This window comes from Stenotrophomonas sp. 85239_Sma, assembly GCF_056481725.1.
In genome coordinates this window covers 79,231-99,397 of sequence record NZ_CM151163.1, presented here as the reverse complement: position 1 = coordinate 99,397, position 20,167 = coordinate 79,231, and the positions used below count along the sequence as shown (strand labels likewise).

14 protein-coding genes are annotated in these 20,167 nt (G+C 68.7%); 6 read left to right on the top strand and 8 right to left on the bottom strand.

All coding sequences use genetic code 11. From position 1 onward, the window contains the following. Nucleotides 1-77: 77 nt before the first annotated feature. Complete coding sequence (locus ACYKG1_RS00420; protein WP_478471440.1) at nucleotides 78-1,184, bottom strand: SDR family oxidoreductase; 1,107 nt, start codon at nucleotides 1,182-1,184, stop codon at nucleotides 78-80. Nucleotides 1,185-1,379: 195 nt separating this feature from the next. On the opposite strand from ACYKG1_RS00420, the gene ACYKG1_RS00415 reads away from it, so the two are divergent. Beyond that, nucleotides 1,380-1,688, top strand: coding sequence for a hypothetical protein (locus ACYKG1_RS00415; RefSeq protein WP_100475056.1), 309 nt, complete (start codon nucleotides 1,380-1,382; stop codon nucleotides 1,686-1,688). On the opposite strand, the gene ACYKG1_RS00410 is transcribed toward ACYKG1_RS00415, so the two are convergent. After that, nucleotides 1,676-2,734, bottom strand: coding sequence for a DNA topoisomerase IB (locus tag ACYKG1_RS00410; RefSeq protein WP_478471438.1), 1,059 nt, complete (start codon nucleotides 2,732-2,734; stop codon nucleotides 1,676-1,678). The two genes, ACYKG1_RS00415 and ACYKG1_RS00410, sit on opposite strands and share 13 nt — an antisense overlap. A 111-nt stretch (nucleotides 2,735-2,845) precedes the next feature. On the opposite strand from ACYKG1_RS00410, the gene ACYKG1_RS00405 reads away from it, so the two are divergent. The 3 genes from ACYKG1_RS00405 (at nucleotide 2,846) to ACYKG1_RS00395 (ending at nucleotide 9,371) form a co-directional block, all read left to right on the top strand. Next, nucleotides 2,846-3,235 (top strand): I78 family peptidase inhibitor, encoded by a 390-nt coding sequence (locus ACYKG1_RS00405; protein ID WP_100475292.1) that lies wholly within the window; start codon nucleotides 2,846-2,848, stop codon nucleotides 3,233-3,235. Nucleotides 3,236-3,409: 174 nt separating this feature from the next. Next, entirely contained in the window at nucleotides 3,410-7,864 is a 4,455-nt protein-coding gene (gltB, locus tag ACYKG1_RS00400; RefSeq protein WP_478471436.1) for a glutamate synthase large subunit, read from the top strand. Nucleotides 7,865-7,925: 61 nt separating this feature from the next. Further along, on the top strand, nucleotides 7,926-9,371 hold the full coding sequence (locus ACYKG1_RS00395; protein WP_100475059.1) for an FAD-dependent oxidoreductase: 1,446 nt from the start codon (nucleotides 7,926-7,928) through the stop codon (nucleotides 9,369-9,371). On the opposite strand, the gene ACYKG1_RS00390 is transcribed toward ACYKG1_RS00395, so the two are convergent. Beyond that, the gene (locus ACYKG1_RS00390) at nucleotides 9,357-11,765 is read right to left on the bottom strand and encodes an ATP-binding protein (RefSeq protein WP_478471434.1); all 2,409 of its coding nucleotides are present in this window, start codon (nucleotides 11,763-11,765) and stop codon (nucleotides 9,357-9,359) included. The genes ACYKG1_RS00395 and ACYKG1_RS00390 overlap by 15 nt on opposite strands. 167 nt (nucleotides 11,766-11,932) lie before the next feature. Here ACYKG1_RS00390 and ACYKG1_RS00385 point away from each other — a divergent pair, with 167 nt between their 5' ends. Then, the gene (locus ACYKG1_RS00385) at nucleotides 11,933-12,799 is read left to right on the top strand and encodes a methylglyoxal synthase (RefSeq protein ID WP_100475061.1); all 867 of its coding nucleotides are present in this window, start codon (nucleotides 11,933-11,935) and stop codon (nucleotides 12,797-12,799) included. 408 nt (nucleotides 12,800-13,207) lie between these two features. Here the strand turns inward: ACYKG1_RS00385 and ACYKG1_RS00380 are convergent, their stop codons facing one another. From ACYKG1_RS00380 to ttcA, 3 genes are read right to left on the bottom strand one after another with little or no spacing between them, the layout of a single operon-like run. Continuing rightward, nucleotides 13,208-13,987 (bottom strand): M48 family metallopeptidase, encoded by a 780-nt coding sequence (locus ACYKG1_RS00380; protein WP_100475062.1) that lies wholly within the window; start codon nucleotides 13,985-13,987, stop codon nucleotides 13,208-13,210. A gap of 59 nt (nucleotides 13,988-14,046) precedes the next feature. Further along, nucleotides 14,047-14,952 (bottom strand): recombination-associated protein RdgC, encoded by a 906-nt coding sequence (locus ACYKG1_RS00375; RefSeq protein ID WP_005411825.1) that lies wholly within the window; start codon nucleotides 14,950-14,952, stop codon nucleotides 14,047-14,049. Between the two features lie 36 nt (nucleotides 14,953-14,988). Beyond that, nucleotides 14,989-15,909: a tRNA 2-thiocytidine(32) synthetase TtcA gene (ttcA, locus tag ACYKG1_RS00370; RefSeq protein ID WP_262227393.1), complete on the bottom strand. Its 921-nt coding sequence runs from the start codon at nucleotides 15,907-15,909 to the stop codon at nucleotides 14,989-14,991. 91 nt (nucleotides 15,910-16,000) lie between these two features. Between ttcA and ACYKG1_RS00365 the strand changes: the two genes are divergently transcribed. Beyond that, nucleotides 16,001-16,204 carry a YdcH family protein gene (locus ACYKG1_RS00365; RefSeq protein WP_100475064.1) on the top strand — a complete coding sequence of 68 codons (204 nt, stop codon included), beginning with the start codon at nucleotides 16,001-16,003 and terminating at the stop codon, nucleotides 16,202-16,204. A gap of 126 nt (nucleotides 16,205-16,330) precedes the next feature. Here the strand turns inward: ACYKG1_RS00365 and plsB are convergent, their stop codons facing one another. Further along, entirely contained in the window at nucleotides 16,331-18,967 is a 2,637-nt protein-coding gene (gene plsB / locus ACYKG1_RS00360; RefSeq protein ID WP_262084092.1) for a glycerol-3-phosphate 1-O-acyltransferase PlsB, read from the bottom strand. After that, nucleotides 18,967-19,920 carry a hypothetical protein gene (locus tag ACYKG1_RS00355; protein ID WP_478471431.1) on the bottom strand — a complete coding sequence of 318 codons (954 nt, stop codon included), beginning with the start codon at nucleotides 19,918-19,920 and terminating at the stop codon, nucleotides 18,967-18,969. Before ACYKG1_RS00355 ends, plsB begins: the two co-directional genes overlap by 1 nt. Between the last annotated feature and the right edge of the window lie 247 nt (nucleotides 19,921-20,167).

Sequence of the window (20,167 nt, the reverse complement as noted above, 5' to 3'; positions counted from 1 at the left end):
CCCAGCGCCCCGGCGGGCCTTTTGACACACCGCACACCTTTGTTGCCACGCCGCATTCAGGCAGATCGCGCCCTGGCTCAGCCCCGTGGCCCGCCCATCACCGGCAGGATCACCCCACTGATGTAACTGGCACAGACCGGCGAGGCCAGGAACACATACGCCGGCGACAGCTCTTCGGGCTGTGCAGGCCGGCCCATGTCGCTGTCCTTGCCGAACTCGGCGACGTCCTCGGCCTGCTTGTCGGCCGGGTTCAGCGGCGTCCACACCGGCCCCGGCGCCACGCAGTTGACCCGGATGCCACGTGGCAGCAGCTGGCTGGCCAGCGCCTTGGTGAATGCATGGATGGCGCCCTTGGTGGCCGAGTAGTCGATCAGCGCCTTGCTGCCGAAAATACCGGTTTCCGAACCGGTGTTGATGATGCTGGCGCCCTCGCCCAGATGCGGCAGTACCGCGCGCGCCATCTGGATGTAACCGCCGATGTTGGTCTGCAGGGTCTCCTGCAGGTGCGCGTCTTCCAGGTCTTCCAGGCGCTCGCAATGCAGCTGGAACGCGGCATTGTTGACCAGGATGTCGATGCCGCCGAAGGCCTTGGCCACCTGCTTGACCGCCTTGTTGCAGAAGCGCGGATCGCGCACATCACCGGCGATCACCACGCAGCGGCCGCCTTCGCGCTCCACGTGCTGGCGGGTGATGTCCGCGTCTTCGGCCTCGTCCAGGTGCAGCACTGCCACATCGGCGCCTTCGCGTGCGAACAGCACCGCCACCGCACGGCCAATGCCGGAATCGCCACCGGTGACGATCGCGCGCATGCCCTGCAGCTTGCCGCTGCCGGCGTAGTCCGGCGCAAGGAAACGCGGCGCCAGCTCCAGTTCGTGCTCATGCCCGGGCTTGGCCAGCTGCTGCGCCGGCATCGCTTCCGGTTGCCGGCGTGCACCGGCCTGGGTCGCGGACTTCCTTGTGGCCTTTTTCGCCGCACGCACGTCCTTGGCTTTTTCCTGGTCCTGCAGGCGCCGCTGCCGGGCCGCAACGCGGGCGGCGCGGGGATCGCCGGCCGCCGCCTTGCGGGTTGCGGTCTTCACTACCCGCGGGCGAGCGGAGTCGGCAGCGGTCTTCGCCGCGGTGCTGCCTTTGCGCACCTTGGGCGAGGCCTTGCGGCGGGCGGGGGTCTTCTTGCTGGTGGCCATGCAGGTCTCCTCGGGAGGGAAAGGGGCTGCCGGCCAGCGGCCGGCACTACCGGGGGCGGCGCATGCCGCTCCTGCAGTGTCTCCACCCAGGCTGTTGGCGGCGGTGAGCGCACCGTGTCCACGATGTGCACGGTATTCATTCCGCCACCACGTGCGCCGTCGCACGCTGCACCCAACCCCACAAGGAACGCCTCCATGAAACATGCCATCGCCACCGCCGCCGTCTGTCTCGCCCTCGCCGCCTGCAGCAGCACGCCGATGGCCCAGGTGCAGCCGATCGACGGCGTGATCTCCGGCCAGTGCCACAGCGACATGGTGCGCGGCGCAGTCGGCCTGGCTGCCTCGGACGCCACCGTGGCCCGCGCACGCGTGGACAGCGACAGCCTGCAGGTACGGGTACTGCGCCACGACGGTCCGCGGGTGCCGCCGGCCAGCGAAGGCGGCGACCGCCTGACCATCGAAAAAGGCCGCACCAACAACATCACCGCGATCTACTGCGGCTGACCTCTTCGGCTGATCCGGCGCGCCCTGCGCAGCACGCGCAGGGTGGCCTGTTCCCACTGGCGCGGCCCGCGCAGGCCGGCCAGCCTGGCCAGTTCGCCGCGCTCCCAGCCGGCGAACACGCACGGGTCGATGTAGGCCTTGCGGCACACCGCCGGGGTATTTCCCAACAGCGACGCCACCTCGCACACCACCGCGCGCTGCGCCTGGGCCAGGGCGCGCTGGCTGGCCGGTTCCGGCAGCTCGGTAGCCGCGAACGCCTGCACCGCCGCCACGGTACCGCCCCAGGTGCGGAAGTCCTTGGCGGTGAAGTCCTCGCCCATCACCCCGCGCAGGTAGTCGTTCACCGCGCCGGAGTCGACCGGCTGCAGCGCACCGTCGTCATCGCGGTACTGGAACAGCGCCTGCCCAGGCAGCTGCTGCAGGCGCCGCACCAGCATCCCCAGCCTGCGATCGCCTACGGTCACCTCCTGCAGTTGCCCGGACTTGCCGCGGAAGCGCATGCGTACCCGGCCACCGCGCAGCAGTTCCAGGTGACGGTTGCGCAGTGTGGTCAGTCCGAACGAACGGTTCTGCTGGGCGTAGGTTTCATTGCCCACCCGCACCAGCGTGTCCGCCAGCAGCGCGACCACCATGGCCAGCACCTTCCCCTGCGGAAACCCGGGTCGTTTGAGATCCCGTGACAACCGCCGCCGCAACGTAGGCAGGGCCTCGCCAAACGCAATGATGCGGTCGAACTTGCCGGCGTCGCGCTCCTTCGCCCAATCGGCGTGGTAGCGGTACTGCTTGCGCCCGCGGGCGTCGCGGCCGGTAGCCTGCAGGTGGCCGTTGGCGTGGGCACAGATCCACACCGCAGTGTAGGCCGGTGGGATTGCCAGCGCGCGGATCCGCTGCAGGGTCGCGGCATCGCGAACCGCGTGGCCATCGGCATCGCGGTAGCTGAAACCCTTGCCGGCGCGGCGGCGGCTGATGCCCGGTTGAGTGTCGTCGACATAGCGCAGGCCCGCAGCGCGCGCGGCCTGTCGTTCGGGGGTGGAGGGGGTTGGCATGCGCGCAGTGTCGCTGCCGTGCTGCCGCGATCCTGTCGATAACACAAGACAAACACGTGAGGATCGGTTCGCCGCTATGCTCGGGTTTTCACAATCCCTTCCGGAGTCATGATGTCGTTCCCGATTCGCGCCCGTTCGCTCTCCGCCCTGCTGCTGCCGGCCGTGCTGGCCCTGACCGCCTGCCAGGCGCCGGCGCTGGATGAACAGGATTCGGCCACGGCCCGCGCCCAGCAGGCCGCCGAGGCAGCCAAGGCGCCGGCCGACGAAGCCGGCAAGGCCACCGAGGCACCGCCGGTCGGCACCTGCGATGCCAGCCAGGTGCAGAGCCTGGTCGGCCAGGCCTACGCCGACGCACTGGGCAAGCAGGCGCAGGAAGATGCCGGTGCCCACCAACTGCGCGTCCTGAAGCCCAATGACGTCGCCACGATGGAGTTCCTCGGCGACCGCCTGAACATCGAAGTGGACGACAAGGGCCTGGTCAGCGGCGTGCGCTGCGGCTGAGTTCGATCCCGCGCCGGCACAGGGGTGCCGGCGCGTTCTGTTGCACCTGCAACCGTGTATTGCGGCGCTGCAGCAACCTGTGATCTAGTCGAGGCATCCGGTGGCCTCACGATGCGCTCCAGGGATTGGGCGGGGACGAGTGTCGCCGCCAACCCTATACGCATCGAGGTAGAGATGGCCCCCCGCAACCGCCAAGGGCTTTACGACCCGCGCTCCGAGCGCGATGCCTGTGGATTTGGCATGGTCGCCCAGCTCGACGATCAACCTTCGCGCCTGTTGGTTGATACCGCCATCGCCGCGCTTTCGCGCATGACCCACCGTGGCGGTGTCGCCGCCGATGGCCTGACCGGCGATGGCTGCGGCCTGCTGCTGCGCCGCCCCGATGCCTTCCTGAAACTGCTGGCCAGCGAAGCCGGCATCACCATCGCCGCGCGCTTCGCCGTTGGCCTGGTGTTTCTGCCGCACGACGCCGAGGCCGCCGACGCCTGCCGCATGCAGCTGCAGGCGCAGGTGGAAGCAGTCGGCTGCAAGGTCGCCGGCTGGCGCGAAGTACCGACCGACGACAGCGTCTGCGGCCAGCTGGCGCGCGATACCCTGCCGCGCATCGAGCAGGTATTCGTCGATGCCGGCGTCGGCCAGGATGATGCCGGCTTCGCGCTGGCGCTGTTCCTGGCGCGCCGCCGCAGCGAACAGCAGCTGCGCGCGCACGCCGATTTCTACGTGACCACCCTCACGCCGGATGCGATCAGCTACAAGGGCATGGTGCTGCCGGACAAGCTCAGCCGCTTCTATCCGGACCTGCAGCGGCGCGAACTGGCCTCCAGCGCGATCGTGTTCCACCAGCGCTTCTCCACCAACACGCTGCCGCGCTGGCCGCTGGCCCACCCGTTCCGGATGCTTGCCCACAACGGCGAGATCAACACCATTGAAGGCAACCGGCGTTGGGCACAGGCGCGCAGCAAGGTCTGGAAGACGCCGCGTTTCGACATCGCCGAATTCGATCCGGTGATCTCCATGCACGGTTCGGACTCGCAGAGCCTGGACAACATGCTGGAGCTGATGGTCGCCGGGGGCATGGAGTTGATCCAGGCGCTGCGCATCCTGGTGCCGCCGGCGACCCAGTCGCTGGAGTTCAAGGATCCGGACCTGGCCGCGTTCTACGAATTCCACGGCCTCAACAGCGAGCCGTGGGATGGGCCGGCCGGCATCGTCGCCTGCGACAGCCGCTACGCCGTATGTACCCTCGACCGCAATGGCCTGCGCCCGGCGCGCTGGATGCTGACCGCCGACCGCCACTTCCTGGTCGCCTCCGAAGCCGGTGTGTGGGAAGTGCCGACCGAGCGCGTGGTGCGCAAGGGCAAGCTCGGCCCCGGCGAAATGGTGGCCATCGATCTCAAGCGCGGCGACCTGCTCGACTCCGATGCGGTGGACCGGATCAACCGTGGCCGCGCGCCGTACAAGCAATGGCTGCAACAGGGCGTGACCTACCTGCAGACCGAACTGATCGACCCTTCGCTGGTGGAAGAGCCGTTCGACGAAGGCACCCTGCGCAGCTACCACAAGCTGTACCAGCTCAGCAGCGAGGAAGTGGAACAGGTGCTGCGGCCGCTGGCCGAGACCGAGCAGGAAGCCACCGGCTCGATGGGCGACGACACGCCGATGGCGGTGCTCAGCCAGCGCAGCCGTCCGCTGTACGACTACTTCCGCCAGGCCTTCGCGCAGGTCACCAACCCGCCGATCGACCCGCTGCGCGAAGACTGCGCGATGTCACTGTCCACACAGCTCGGCAAGGAGACCAACATCTTCCATGCCGGCCCGGAGACGGTGAACCACGTCATCCTCAATTCGCCGGTGCTGAGCCAGCGCAAGCTGCGCCAGCTGCTGAAGATGGACCAGTACGTGCAGGCCAACCGCCTGCTCGACCTGTCCTACAGCGAAGGCGAGGGCCTGCGCGCCGGCATCGAGCGCATCTGCGCCGAGGCCGAACAGGCCGCGCGCGATGGCATGGTGATGCTGCTGCTGTCCGACCGCTACCCGGTGGCCGGGCGGCCGATGGTGCATGCCCTGCTCGCCACCAGCGCCATCCACCACCACCTCTCGCGGCTGGGGCTGCGCTGCGACGTGAATCTCATCGTCGAGACCGGCACCGCACGCGACCCGCACCACATGGCCTGCCTGCTCGGCTTCGGCGCCACGGCGGTGTATCCGTACCTGGCCTACCAGACCCTGTTCGACCTTGGCCGCCGCGGCATCCTCAAGCTCAGCAAGGGCGGTGAGCAGTCGCAGATCGGTCGCCGCTACCGCAAGGGCGTCTACAAGGGACTGTCGAAGATCATCTCGAAGATGGGCATCTGTACCGTGGCCAGCTACCGCGGCGCGCAGCTGTTCGAGATCATCGGCCTGGAACCGGAGGTCGTGGACCTGTGCTTCCCGGATACCGCCTCGCGCATCGGCGGCGCCGGTTTCGCGCGCCTGGATGCCGACGCGCGCGAGCTGTGCGCGCAGGCATGGGACGCGCAGCAGGACGTGGATGTCGGTGGCCTGCTGAAGTACGTGCACGGCGGCGAGTACCACATGTACAACCCGGACGTGGTCACCACCCTGCAGCGCGCAGCACGCAGCGGCGATCCGCGCGCCTGGCAGCAGTACTGCGATGCGGTGCATGCGCGCCCGCCGTCGGCGCTGCGCGACCTGCTGGAACTGGTGCCGGCCGCCACGCCCACGCCGCTCGATGAGGTGGCACCGGCCAGCGAACTGTTCCCGCGCTTCGATACCGCGGCGATCAGCCTGGGGGCACTGTCACCTGAGGCGCACGAGGCGCTGGCGATTGCGATGAATCGCCTGGGTGGCCGCAGCAATTCCGGCGAAGGCGGCGAAGATCCCGCACGCTACGGCACCGCCAAGCGCAGCAAGATCAAGCAGGTGGCCTCGGGCCGCTTCGGCGTCACCGCCGAATACCTGGTCAATGCCGAGGTGCTGCAGATCAAGGTCGCGCAGGGCGCCAAGCCCGGCGAAGGCGGCCAGCTGCCCGGGCACAAGGTCAACGAGCTGATCGCGCGGCTGCGCTACGCGCGCCCGGGCATCGGCCTGATCTCGCCGCCGCCGCACCACGACATCTATTCGATTGAAGACCTGGCGCAGCTGATCTACGACCTGAAGCAGGTCAACCCGACCGCGCTGGTGTCGGTGAAGCTGGTCAGCCATGCCGGCGTCGGTACGATCGCCGCGGGTGTGGTCAAGGCCGGTGCGGACCTGATCACCATCTCCGGCCATGACGGCGGCACCGGTGCGTCGCCGGTCAGCTCGATCCGCTATGCCGGCGTGCCGTGGGAGCTGGGCGTGGCCGAGGCGCACCAGGCGCTGCTGGCCAACGACCTGCGCGGGCGTACCCTGCTGCAGACCGATGGCGGCCTGAAGACCGGCCTGGACGTGGTCAAGGCCGCGTTGCTGGGCGCGGACAGCTTCGGCTTCGGCACCGCGCCGATGATCGTGCTGGGCTGCAAGTACCTGCGCATCTGCCATCTCAACAACTGTGCCACCGGCGTGGCCACCCAGGACGAGCGCCTGCGCGAGAACCACTTCGCCGGCCAGCCCGAGCGCGTGGAGAACTTCTTCCGCCTGCTGGCCGAGGAAGTGCGCGGCTGGCTGTCCTGCCTGGGCGCGCGTTCGCTGGACGAGATCGTCGGCCGTACCGACCTGCTGCGGCAGATCGACGCCGCGCCGCGCGACGGCGTGCGCGTGGACCTGTCGCGCCTGCTGGCCGATGCGCGCTACGACGGCAGCCACTGCGCGGCGCAGCGCCTGTACGAATCGCCGGACAGCCTGGCCACGCAGATGGATGGCCTGCTGGCGCCGGCCATCGAGCACAAGCGCGGCGGCGAGCATCGCTTCCTGATCCACAACACCGACCGCAGCATCGGTACCCGCCTGGCCGGTGCGGTGGCGCGCGCTCATGGCAACCAGGGCATGGCCGAAGCGCCGCTGGAACTGCGCTTCCGCGGTAGTGCCGGGCAGAGCTTCGGTGCGTTCAACGTCGGTGGCCTGCACCTGGAAGTGGAAGGCGAAGCCAACGACTACGTCGGCAAGGGCATGGCCGGGGGCCGCCTGGTGGTGCGGCCGCCGCGCGGCGCGCGCTTCGAGGCGCGCAGCACCGCCATCATCGGCAACACCTGCCTGTACGGTGCCACCGGCGGTGAACTGTTCGCTGCCGGTCGTGCCGGCGAGCGCTTCGCGGTGCGCAATTCCGGCGCGCTGGCGGTGATCGAAGGGGCCGGTGACCACTGCTGCGAGTACATGACCGATGGCGTGGTGCTGGTGCTGGGCAAGGTCGGCCTGAACTTCGGCGCCGGTTTCACCGGCGGCCTGGCCTACGTGCTGGACGTGGACCGCGATTTCGTCGACCGCTACAACCACGAGCTGATCGACATCCATCGCGTGTCCGCCGAAGGCTTCGAGAACTACCGCCAGCACCTGCACCGCCTGATCGGTCGCCATCGCGAACTGACCGGCAGCATCTGGGCTCAGCAGATCCTGGACGAGTTCCGCGATTACATCGGCAAGTTCTGGCTGGTCAAACCCAAGGCCGCCAGCATCGAGTCGCTGACCGAAACCCTGCGCCGCGCTGCGTGATGTTTCCCGGTTGTGCCGGCCCCTGGCCGGCAACGTTCCCCCTCGCATTCCAGAGCCCGCCATGAGCCGCAAGCACGCCTTCCAGTTCCTCGACCTGCCCCGCACCATGCCGCAGCGCATCCCGGTGGAACTGCGCACGTCCGGCGATTGGGGCGAGCTGTACGGAAAGTTCGGCAAGGAAGATGCCCAGTACCAGGCCGGTCGCTGCCTGGATTGCGGCAACCCGTACTGCAGCTGGAAGTGCCCGGTGCACAACGCCATTCCGCAGTGGCTGCAGCTGGTGCAGGAGAACCGCATCCACGAAGCGGCCACGCTGTGCCACAGCACCAACCCGCTGCCGGAGGTGTGCGGCCGGGTCTGCCCGCAGGATCGCCTGTGCGAGGGCAGCTGCACGCTGGAAGAGTTCGGTGCGGTCACCATCGGGGCGGTGGAGAAGTACATCGTCGATACCGCGCTGGCCAGCGGCTGGCGTCCAGACCTGGCTGCGGTGCAGCCGACCGGCCACAGCGTGGCGGTGATTGGCGCCGGCCCCGCCGGCCTGGCCTGCGCCGATCGCCTGGCGCGGGCCGGCATCGCCGCGGTGGTCTATGACCGCTATGAGCAGATCGGCGGCCTGCTGCAGTTCGGCATCCCCAGCTTCAAGCTGGACAAGGACGTGATCCATCGCCGCCGCGAGGTACTGGAGGGCATGGGCGTGCAGTTCCGCCTCGGCGTGGAAATCGGGCGCGATACCAGCGTGCAGCAGCTGCTGGAGATCCATGATGCGGTGTTCGTCGGCACCGGCGCCTACCGCTACACCGATGGTGGCCTCGACGGCCAGGACCTGAAGGGCGTGCTGCCGGCACTGCCGTTCCTGGTGCAGAACAGCCGCATCGTCGGCGGCGATGACCCGAAGGGCCGGCCGATTGCCGGCTGGGAAGATACCATCGCCCTGCCCGACCTCAACGGCAAGCGCGTGGTGGTGCTCGGAGGCGGCGATACCGGCATGGACTGCGTGCGCAGCGCCGTGCGCCTGGGCGCGGCCAAGGTCACCTGTGCCTATCGCCGCGACGAGGCCAACATGCCCGGCAGCGCGCGCGAGGTGGCCAATGCGCGCGAAGAAGGCGTGCGCTTCCTTTTCAACCGCCAGCCGCTGTCGATCGAAGCCGGTGCCGATGACGAAGTGATCGGCGTGACGGTGGTCGAAACCCGCCTGGGCGAGCCCGATGCCAACGGCCGCCAGAACGCGGTGCCGATCGAAGGCAGTGAATCGCTGCTGGAGGCGGACGTGGTGATCATTGCCTTCGGCTTCTCGCCGAGCGTGCCGGCGTGGCTGGCCGAACTGGGCGTGGAAGGCCAGTCCAATGGCCGCATCGTCGCCGGTGGCAAGGACCGCCTGCCGTTCCAGACCGCGCATCCGCGCCTGTTCGCCGGTGGCGACGCGGTACGCGGTGCCGACCTGGTGGTGACCGCCGTGGCCGAGGGCCGCGATGCCGCTGCCAGCATCGTCCGCCTATTGGCGCACTGAGTCCGGCAACAGCAGCATTTCAAGGATCGCGCGCAGTTCGCGCGCCTCCACCGGCTTGGCCAGGAAATGGTCGATGCCCGCATCACGGCAGGCCTCGCGCGTGCGCTCCAGCACGCTGGCGGTCAACGCGATGATCGGGACCTGCGCACGGATGGCGCAGGCATCGCCGCGGATCGCGCGTGCCAGCGCGAAGCCGTCCATGTGCGGCATATGGCAGTCGGTGATCACCAGATCGAAGGGCTGCACCTGCCACGCCTCCCAAGCCTGCCGCCCATCGCCACAGGCATGCACCTGCAGCCCCAGTTCGCACAGGCGTTGTTCCAGCAACTGCAGGTTGGTCGGATGGTCTTCGACAACCAGCACCCGCGCCGGCGGCAGCAGTCGTGGCGCGGCCGTCGCGAGCACCGGTACCGCCGCCGGTGCCGCACAGGCCGCCAGGGCCAGCTCCAGCCATACGGTGGTGCCCTTGCCCGGTGCGCTGCGCAGGTGCAGCTGCCCCCCCATCGATGCCGCCAGCTCGCGGCAGATCGACAGTCCCAGCCCGCTGCCACCGAAGCGGCGCGTGGTCGAGGTCTCGGCCTGTTCGTAGGCGGCGAACACTGCCTGCTGCCGCTCCACGCTGATGCCCACGCCCGTATCGGTCACCTGCAGGCGCAACTGCTGGCCGCCATCGCGCTGCTGCAGCACATGGACCTGCAGCACCACGCTTCCCTGCAGGGTGAACTTGAGTGCATTGCCGGCCAGGTTGAACAGGACCTGCCGCAGGCGCAGCCCATCGGCCAGCGACCACGGCTGCAGCGCCGGGTCGATCTCGCTGTGCAGGTTCAGGCCGCGGCTGGCCGCGACGGGCATCAACAGCTGCTGCACCGCACGCACCAGCGCTGCCAGATCGGTCGGCTGCAGCTGCAGTGGCGCAGGCTGCAGGCGCTGGCTGTGCAGCACATCGTCGAGGATCTGCCGCAGCATCTGTGCCGCGTCACCCACCGTGGTCAGCACCTGCCGCTGGCCCGCGTCCAGGTTGCTGCCCGCCAGCCGCTCCAGCATGCCCAGCAGGGTGCTCATCGGCGTGCGGATCTGGTGGCTCATGGTCGCCAGGAAGTGGCTCTTGGCCAGCGCCGCCTGCTCGGCCGCGCGGCGTGCCTCGGCCAGCGCCGCTGCACGCGCCTGTGCTTCGCTGACATCCATCCAGTAGCCGCTCCACTCCACGCTGCTGTCATCGCACTGCAGCGGCCGTCCCTGCGAACGGACCCAGCGCCAGCCCTGCGCCGACCGGGTACGGAAGGTAACGTCGATCGGACCGCGCACCAGCGCGGCAGCTTCGATGCACGCCATCACCCGGCTGCGATCGTCGGCATGTACCGCGGCCAGCAGCTGCAGATGGTCGATCCGCGCGGTCTCCACGCCCACCCCGAACAGCGCCTGCACATCGCCGGCGATCTGCGCCAGGCTGTAATGGCCGGTTGCCGAACGGCGGGCCTGGTAGACCACCGCCGGCAGGTTCGCGGTGACGTCGTGCAGCCGCTGCTCCAGCACGCGGCGGCGCACGCTCTCGCGGTGCACGCGCCAGTAGCCGAAGGCATGCAGCAGAAAGAGCGCGAGCAGGATCAGCGACGCCGGCACCAGCCAGCGCAGTGCCGACCCGGTGGGCCGCGCGCGTGGCAGGTCCGGCAGCCAGGTGCTGCGGTTAGATGCGCGGTGCGCATCGCCCTCCTGCAGCAGCTGCCGGTCGAAAGCGGCGACCACTTCGGCACAGGCCGGCACAGCCGCGAGTACCAGCGCATCGCCGAAGCCCGCGGGTGCCGCGATCACCAGGGAGTCGCCGGGCTCTGCGCGGAGCGCGGCTTCCACTTCAGCGAGATTGGCGACCACGGCGTCGACCACCCCGGCGCGCAGCAGTGACAGCGCGTGGTCCAGCGGCGCAGGTGCCAGCAGCTGCGCCCCCGGGGCCTGCTCGGCCAGCAATGCGCCCAGCGGCACCCTGTCCGGACTGGCCACGCTGCGGCCACGCAGGCCCTCCAGCCCCAGCACGGCAGCGGCGCCCTCACGCCGCACGATCACCTGTGGCACCTCCAGGTAGGCCCTGCTGGCCACCCAGTCGGGCGGCAGCTGCGCTCGCGGCCAGCCCAGCAGCACCTGAGTGCCGGCCGGCAGCGAGCCCTCGGTGAGCACCGCAGCCGGCAGCGGCTTGGCATGCGGCGGCGACGGCATGCCCAACAGCGGCAGGTAACCTGCGGCCAGTCCCGCAACCTCGCCCTGCAGGCTGTATGACAACGGCGCCCGATCGGAGCGCCATGCCACCTGCAAGGGGCTCGTACAGCCGGATGCAGCCGCGATGCCGGGCAGCGACAGCAATGCCATGACAGCGGCGGCGGCGCGGCGGCCGGCGACATTCACGGTAGACGTCCTCATATCGCGGGCAGGAACCACGGCCGCGCAGCGGTACCGCTGCCAGCCACGCTAGCGAGGCAGTCCCCCGCGACAATGAGAAAAATTTGAAAAGCATCCGCACCGGCGAATGCCGACATACACTGCCGCTTCTACCTGCCCCAACGGAGCGCTCGATGCGTATCGGCCTGGCCGCCAACCGTCTCCATCACCACGATGCGCGCGCCGCGCTGTTCCGTTGGCTGCGTGCCAGCGAGGCAGGCCTGCGTGAGCTGGGGGTGTCATTGCATGCGGTCGGGCGCACCCACGATGCGATCGAACGGCAGGGCTTCCTGGCCGGCTACGGTGGCCTGCACCGGTATCCCTATGGCCGCGAGGGCGGCCTGATGAAACTGGTGGCCGAGGTGGTCGGCATGGGGCCGGAGCGGACACTGGATGGTGCGATCTACCTGATCGACCCTGTCGATCCGTCCTCGGTGTTTCCGGAAGCGACCGCGCTCAAGCGGCAGTGCGTGATCCACGGCAAGCCGTTCATTTCCACCGTGGCCACCGCTCGCGACTGGATCGAGGTGGAGCGCATCCACGCCGGGCTCGCTGCCGATGCCGGTGCCGACGACCTGCATGCCTTCCAGGCACAGACGCTGGCGCTGATCGCGCATGATGCGATGAAGCCGGCAATGCTGGCCTTCGCCGATGAACACTTCGATGTGCTGGCCCGGTTTGGCCAACGCGTTGCGACGGGCACCACCGGCCAGCGCTTGAACGAGCTGGCCTGGAGCCGTGGTTGGCCCAGCGATACGCCGTGGGTGACGCGTTACCAGAGTGGCCCGATGGGCGGCGATGCACAGATTGCCGACCGGGTGCTGGAGGGGCGCTGCCAGCGCGCGATCTTCTTCGAGGACCCGCATGTGGCACGCCAGCACGAGGCCGATATCCAGCTGCTGGAGCGCGCGGTGACGACGGTGACCGACCAGGCGGTGTGCATCACGGCGCCGCGGGTGGCGGCGCGCTGGGCGGCGGCGGCGGCGTTGCGGGCGGGGTGAGGGTTTCGGCCAACGGCTGAGCCCCTCGTGGTGGGTCGTTCAAATCAGAAGCCGTGCTCGGCCGGGCGGGGTGGATTGCGCAGGGGTCGCTGCAAGTACATCCTTGTAAGCTCGGTCGCCGCATCCATGCGGCTCACGCCCCTGCGCAACCCACCCCGCCCGGCCACGGACAGTTTCCGGTGTGCCCACCACGGAAGAAAGAAAGAAGAGCAGGAGCGAAAGCGGGTCGCGCGCTGCGCGCGCTCTGCGGCGCGCTCCCATTCCGCGGAGTTGTTGTTCTTCACTTTGTAGCGTCGAGCTTGCTCGACTGCTCAGCACACGCTCTGGAGTGAAGCCCCTTCTGTTGAAGGGGTGCGCCGAAGGCGGGGGTAGAGGAAGAATGCGTGGGCAACTGCTGTAGCGCTGGCGCTACAGCAGTTGCCGGAGCATAGCTTTCAAGCGTCGGCCTTCGAGCTGGAAGTAATCGCGCTGTTCGCGCCAGGCGGGGAAGCGTTGTTCCACTTCCTGCCAGAACGCGGGCGAATGATTCGGCTGGATCAGGTGGCAGAGTTCGTGCACCAGCACGTACTCGAATGCTTCAGGGCGCCCCAGCACCAGTGCCAGGTCCAGTGCCATGCTGCCGTCGGGGGCCAACGAGCCCCACTGCGAGGACATCACCTTCAGCCGCAGGCGGCTGGGTGCACGTGGCAGGGTGGGCAGGTATTTCGGCAGCCAGCGGCCGACATCGGCACGGGTCTGTGCTTCGTAGAACTCGCGCAGCAGGCGGCGCAGGGTGGCATCGCCGGCACGGGTCGGCCACTGCACGCAGGCGCCCCGCGCGTCGATCTCCAGCCGCGCATAGCGGCCTTCCTGCCAGCGCAACGGCAGCAGTTCGCCGCGTAGTGGCAGTACGCCGTCCTCGCCGGGCTGCAGCGGGGCCGGCAGGCCCTGGCTCTGGTACTGGCGCAGCTGCAGCGCCAACCAGTCGCGGTGCTGTTCCAGGAAACGCTCGCCCATCACCAGGCTGGCCCGCGGCGGCAGGGTCAGGCGTGCACCGCGTTCGTCCACGCTCAGCTTGATCCGGCGTGCACGCGGATCACGCACGCGCAGCACCTCGATCTCGGCATCCTCCAGGCGCAGGCGAACGGTGTCGCGCTGCACGGTGGCGGGCGGGGTCGGCGAGATCAGGCGGCGCAGCAGACGGCTCATGCGCCCAGCATAGCGCCGGTTCGAGCCGCCGGATGACCGGCGGCGCACGGGGTGCCTGTTCAGTCAGCCTTGCTGAGCTTGAAGGCTTCTTCCAGCAACAGGAACAGGCGGCGGATCTCGGCGCTCTGCAGGGCGAAGCGGGCGTCGAACTCGGCGCGGCGGCCGTCTTCGTCGGCATGCTCCAGCTGGTCCAGCGCGCCATCGAGGAACTTCAGCTTGCGCACGATCAGGTCGTCGCCGATCACGAACGACAGGTTGTCCTCGAAGATCAGCGCCAGCTTGGTCACCTGCTTGCCGGCGTCCAGGTGCTTGTCGATCTCGTCGCAGCGCAGTTCCTGGTGCTGGCACTTGACGACTGCGCCGCCTTCCACCGGATCCTTCATCTCGCACTCTTCGCCCAGGCTCAGCCCGGTCGGCAGCGGCTCGCCGGCGATCCAGCCGGTCAGGATCGAGCGCGGCGCGACTTCGGCGTTCAGCGGCATTGCCGGGAAGCTGCCAAGCAGGCCGCGGATGTCGGACATGAAGTACTCGCCGGTCTTGCGGCTGGAGGTATCCACCGCGACATAGCCGTGCTGCAGGTCGATGAAGGCGTCATTGCGCGATGACTTCACGAAGGCGCGCGGCAGCAGTTCATGCAGCAGGTCGTCCTTCATGCGCTTGCGCTCGCGGCCACCCGGGCGACGGCCTTCCTTCTCCTCGATCTCCTCCAGCTTGCGCTCGAGCAGGTCATTGACCACCGCCGCCGGCAGGATCTTGTCCTCGCCGCCCACGGTCAGCCACAGGTGTTCGGCGATGCGGTGGGAGAGCAGTTCCTTCTCCTCGCGGCCGAACGGCGAGATGAAGCCGCGCGAATTCATTTCCAGCGCGCCGACCGGCTTCAGCAGGGCGTGCGGCAGCAGGGTGTCGACTTCGGAAAAATCGGTGGTGGTCGGGAAACGGAAGAACGTCAGGTTGCGAAAGAACATGGAATTCCGGATGGCAAAGAGGAAGGGCGACCGACCTTAAACGGTGGGCGTCTCGGGATCTGCGTCGGCGTCGGCCGGGGAGCCGGCCAGCCAGGCATGGGCGTCGGGCAGCGGCGCGTCGTCGCGACGGCCCAGCGCCATGAAGTCGAACAGGGTGGTGTCGGCCAGCTGCGAGGGCCGGACTTCGCCCATGGCACGCGCGATCTGCTCGATGCGGCCCGGGTGGTCCTTTTCCCACTGCTTCAGCATCAGGCCGACCTGGCGGCGCTGCAGGTTCTCCTGGCTGCCGCACAGGTTGCAGGGAATGATCGGGAACTGGCGAGCCTGCGCATAGTCGACGATGTCGCTCTCGCGCACGTAGGCCAGCGGCCGGATCACCACATGCTTGCCGTCATCGCTGCGCAGCTTCGGCGGCATGCCCGACAGCTTGGCGTGGTGGAACAGGTTCATGAAGAAGGTGGCCACCATGTCGTCGCGGTGGTGGCCCAGCGCGATCTTGGTGAAGCCATGGGCTTCGGCGTAGTTGTACAGCGCGCCACGACGCAGGCGCGAGCACAGTGAACACATGGTCTTGCCTTCCGGAATGACCCGGCTGACCACCGAATAGGTGTCCTGCTCGATGATGTGGTACGGCACGCCCAGCCCGGCCAGGTACGCCGGCAGCACGTGCTCGGGGAAGTCCGGCTGCTTCTGGTCCAGGTTCACCGCCACCAGCTCGAACGGCACCGGCGCCTTCTTCTGCAGCTGCAGCAGCACGTCCAGCAGGGTGTAGCTGTCCTTGCCGCCGGACAGGCAGACCATGACCTTGTCGCCGGCTTCGATCATGCCGAAGTCGGCAATCGCCTCGCCAACCTGGCGGCGCAGGCGCTTGGCCAGCTTGTGCTGCTCGCGCTCGGCCACGCGCGGATCACGGGCGACGCGCGGCTGGGGATCGGGAAGGGAAATCACGGCACTCATGGGTTCCATTCTAACGGCTCGGAGCCGCCCCGGCCGGGGGCGGGGATTCCCCTCTCCCGGCGGTCATCATCGCTGTGTATGCTCGGAGGCTGTGGACACCTACAGCCCCGCCGAGATCGCCGAGCACCTCGCCGCCCTGCGCGCCGAGCACCGCCTGCTGGATGAACAGATCACCCGCATGGCCGCCAACGGCGAGGACGAGCTGGAGTCCAAGCGCCTGAAGCGGCGCAAGCTGCAGCTGAAGGACTGCATCGCCAGGCTGGAGAGCCTGCAGATTCCCGACGAACCGGCCTGACCGACGGCCCATCCATGGGGGTGCCAACCTGGGTTGGCCTACTGCTCTGGTAGGTGCCAACCCGGGTTGGCACGGCTGGAAGGTGTGGACCAAGGTCCACACCCACCGCATCGCCCAGCGCTGCCGTCAATCCTGCGGCGCAGGCTCGTCCGGGCGAGCCGCTTCCGGGCTGACCCGCTCGATGGTGTGGCGCAGCTCGCGGCCCAGGATGAACTTGGCATCCTTGGCCCAGGCATCCAGGCGTTCGTCGAACAGCAGCTTGCTGTTTTCATCCGGCCACACCAGGCGCAGTTCGCGCAGCTTCTGGATGAAGCCGCGGAACAGGGCGCGATCGAAGAACTCCGGCGCCGCCGGTGCGTACAGCAGGCTCAACCGCTGCGCGGCCTGCTGGCACAGGCTTTCCAGCTCGGCGGCGCCGAGCACGCCGGGGCCGTTCTTCACCAGCACCGAAATGGCGATGTAGTAGCGCTCGAACGCCTGCTGCAGCGAATGGCCGATCGCACGCAGGCGGAACACCTCGTCGGTCTGCCCCGTATTGCGCGCCAGGATGCCGCCGTCGTCATCGTTGACGTTCTGCAGCAGGCCCTCGCGCACGAACACATCGATGGTCTGGTCGATGCGCTGGGCGAACTCGTCCTCGCTCCACGGCAGGAACAGCTCGGCCTGCAGGAACGGGTACACCGTGCGGCCCAGCTGGACCAGGCCGGTGCGGCTCATGCGGCGGTTGTTCTGGAAGCAGCAGGCTACCCACGACGAGGCGGTGAACAGGTGCAGCACATTGTTGCGGAAGTAGCTGAGCAGCACCGCGGTGTCGCCGCTGACGCTGAGCACATCGCCCAGCGGATGCTTGATGCGGGTGAGGACGTTGATTTCCTCGGCGTGGGCGATGATCCGCTCCGGCGAGTGCGGGGTCACCGTCACCCGGTCCGAGTACGGCATCTCGACCAGCAGGGTCTTGCACAGTTCGATCTGCGCGATCAGGTCGGCCTCACCCATCGCATGCTTTGGCGTGGACAGCAGGGCCAGCGCCAGCAGGTTGATCGGGTTGACGTCGGCGGCGCCGTTGATGCGCACCTGGATGCGTTCGGCCAGCGTATCCACCGTGGTCGACAGCCAGGCCGGCTTCTCATCCTCGGACACCGCCTCGCCCTTCCACTCCGGCGCCTTCTCGGCCAGCACGTCGTTCAGCGCAATCGGCTCGCCGAAGTTCACCACCACCTGGCCGTAGTTCTGCTTGAGCACCTTGGGGATGCCCCACAGCAACGACCAGATCGATTCCTTTTCCTTCGGCCGGCCGGACAGTTCGTCCAGGTAGCTGCCACCTTCCATCAGCTTCTCGTAGCCGATGTAGACGGGCTGGAACAGCACCGGCTTGCGCGGCTGGCGCAGGAATGCGCGCAGCGTCATCGAGATCATGCCGCCCTTGGGCTGCAGCAGGCGGCCGGTACGCGAGCGGCCGCCTTCGACGAAGTACTCCAGCGAGTAGCCACCGGCCACCAGCTGCGCGACGTATTCGCTGAGCACCGCCGAGTACAGCGCGTTGCCACGGATCGAGCGGCGGATGAAGAACGCACCGCCCTTGCGCAGCAGGGTGCCGACCACCGGCAGGTTCAGGTTGATGCCGGCCACGATGTGCGGCGGCACGATGCCACGGTCGTACAGCAGGTAGGACAGCAGCAGGTAGTCCATGTGGCTGCGGTGGCTGGGCACGTAGACCACTTCGTGGCCCGGCGCGGCGGCCTTGAACTTGTCCAGGTGATGCACCAGCACGCCCGCATAGATGCGGTTCCACACGTGGCTGAGCATGAAGCTGGCCGAGCGCACCACCGGGCTGGAATAGTCCGCGGCGATTTCCCAGGCGTAGGCGTGCGCCTTCTTCCAGGCATCGGCCGGCTTCGAGTTGTCGCGCTTGGCCTGTGCGGCAATGGCTTCGCGTACCGGCTCGGCGGCCAGCACCTGGTCCACCAGCAGGCGCCGGGTCGACAGGTCGGGGCCGATCACCGATTCACGGATGCGGCGGAAGTGCGTACGCAGCACGCGCTGCAGCTTGCGTACCGTGCGTTCCGGCTCCAGGCCTTCGTCCACGGTGCTGCGCAGCGAGATCGGCGGGGCGAAGCGGACGATGGTGCTGCGGCCGTTGAGCAACACCGCCAGCAGGCGGCGGAAGCGGCCGACCAGTGCCCAGTTTTCCGAGAACAGCACCGCGAACCAACCGCTCTGCTTGTCCGGGGCGCGACCGACAAAGATCGACACCGGCACCAGGTGCACGTCCAGGTCATCGCGCACGCGGTGTGCCTGCAGGACCTTGGCCAGCGAATCGGAGTGGGTCTTCGCGCCGCGCTGTTCGGGAATCAGCGAATTGCTGGAGCTGCGCCGCGACAGGGCCAGGTAGGCGCGCTTGCGGCCGGTCGGGTCACCGGCCAGCGGCACCAGCGGCGACGGCAGGCCGGCCTGGCGGCAGGCCTTGTCCAGGATCAGCGCGTTGGACAGGCCGTAGTCCTCCAGCACGTACATGACCGGGCGGCCATCGTTGTACTGGCCCGGGTCTTCCGGTTCGATCTTCAGCGACAGCCACGGCTCGACCAGGCGGCCGAGCAGGCGCGCCCACAGCGGGCGGCGACCGGCCGGTCGCGCGTGCGCGGGCGGCGGTACCGGGTTCGGGCCGGTACCGGTCGAGGGGGACGCCGGCACCGTATCGGCGGGCGTCGACTGGGATTCTTCGCCGGGGAACGGCAGCGGGTTCTGTTTCGACATCGGCGCCATTATGGCTTAGGCGGCGGCGTTGCCGCTTCCCCACCCTCGGCGGGGGCTTGCGCCGGTGCCGGCGACGCAGCAGCGCGGTCCGCGTCAGCCTTGCGCAGCAACGCGTCGGTGTCGGCCAGGGTACGGGTCAGGTACCAGTGGCCCTCGCGCCGGCTCAGTGGCAGCTGCAGGGTCATCTCGCGCCCGGCCAGGTCGTAGTGCAGGCGTACCAGCGCATTGTCGCCCTCCACCGAGAGCAGCTCGCCCCGCACGCTGCGCAGCGCGTCGTCCACGCCCAGCCCGTAGCTGCCCAGCACCGCCTTGAGGGTGTGGATGAACGGCGCCAGCTGCTGCAGGCTGCCTTCCATGCCCGCGGCCTGCAGGCCTGCCTCGTCATCGAAGCCGACCTTGCCGGCCGCGCCGACCAGCGCGGCGATGGTGCTGCGCGCGCGGGCGCGGTCACTGATCGGCGCGCCCTGCGCCCACCCGGCGAGGGTTTCGACCAGGGCGATGTAATGGGCCTGCTGGCCGGGGGTGTAGCCCTTCTGATGGCGCAGGTACTGCACGCCGAAGTTGCCCATCGACTGCGCAGCCTGGCGCACAGCGCTGGCCTGGCCGGCCAGCTGGCGGTCGAAGCTGCGCTGCAGTTCGGCGCTGGCATCGGGCTTGCGCAGCGCGGCCAGCATCGGCAGCAGCTGGTCCCCCAGCGGCAGCTCGGTCAGCGGCCACTGGCTGTGGCCCTCGGCCCAGGCCTGTTGCAGGCGCTGGTACTGGCCCGGCGGTACCGACAGCTTTGCGTAGCCGACCAGATCATCTTCGGCCAGGCGCAACGCCATCGCCTGCACCGCAGCCACCGGCTCGGCCGCCGGGCTGGCCGGATCGTTGGCAGACTCGCGGCACGCCGCCACGGCCAGCAGCAGCATGGCCACCAGCCCCCATCCACGCGCAGACCTTCCTCGCACCGCCACGCTCATGCAATCGGACTCCCCGGACCGGCCCGCATCTTGCGGCCTGCGACGTGACAGCGGCAAGCCGCGCGGTCACGGTTTTCGGCCAAGGGGGTCAGATCCCTTCTGCCGCGGGCAGAAGGGATCTGACCCCAGAGCCGCCGCCGGCATAAAAAAAGAGCCCGGATCACGGGGATCGCAGGCTCTTCAAACCGGCACGAGGCCGGGGGACAGTGGTGTGGCACATGTCCGGTCCGAGGACCGGATGGCGGCG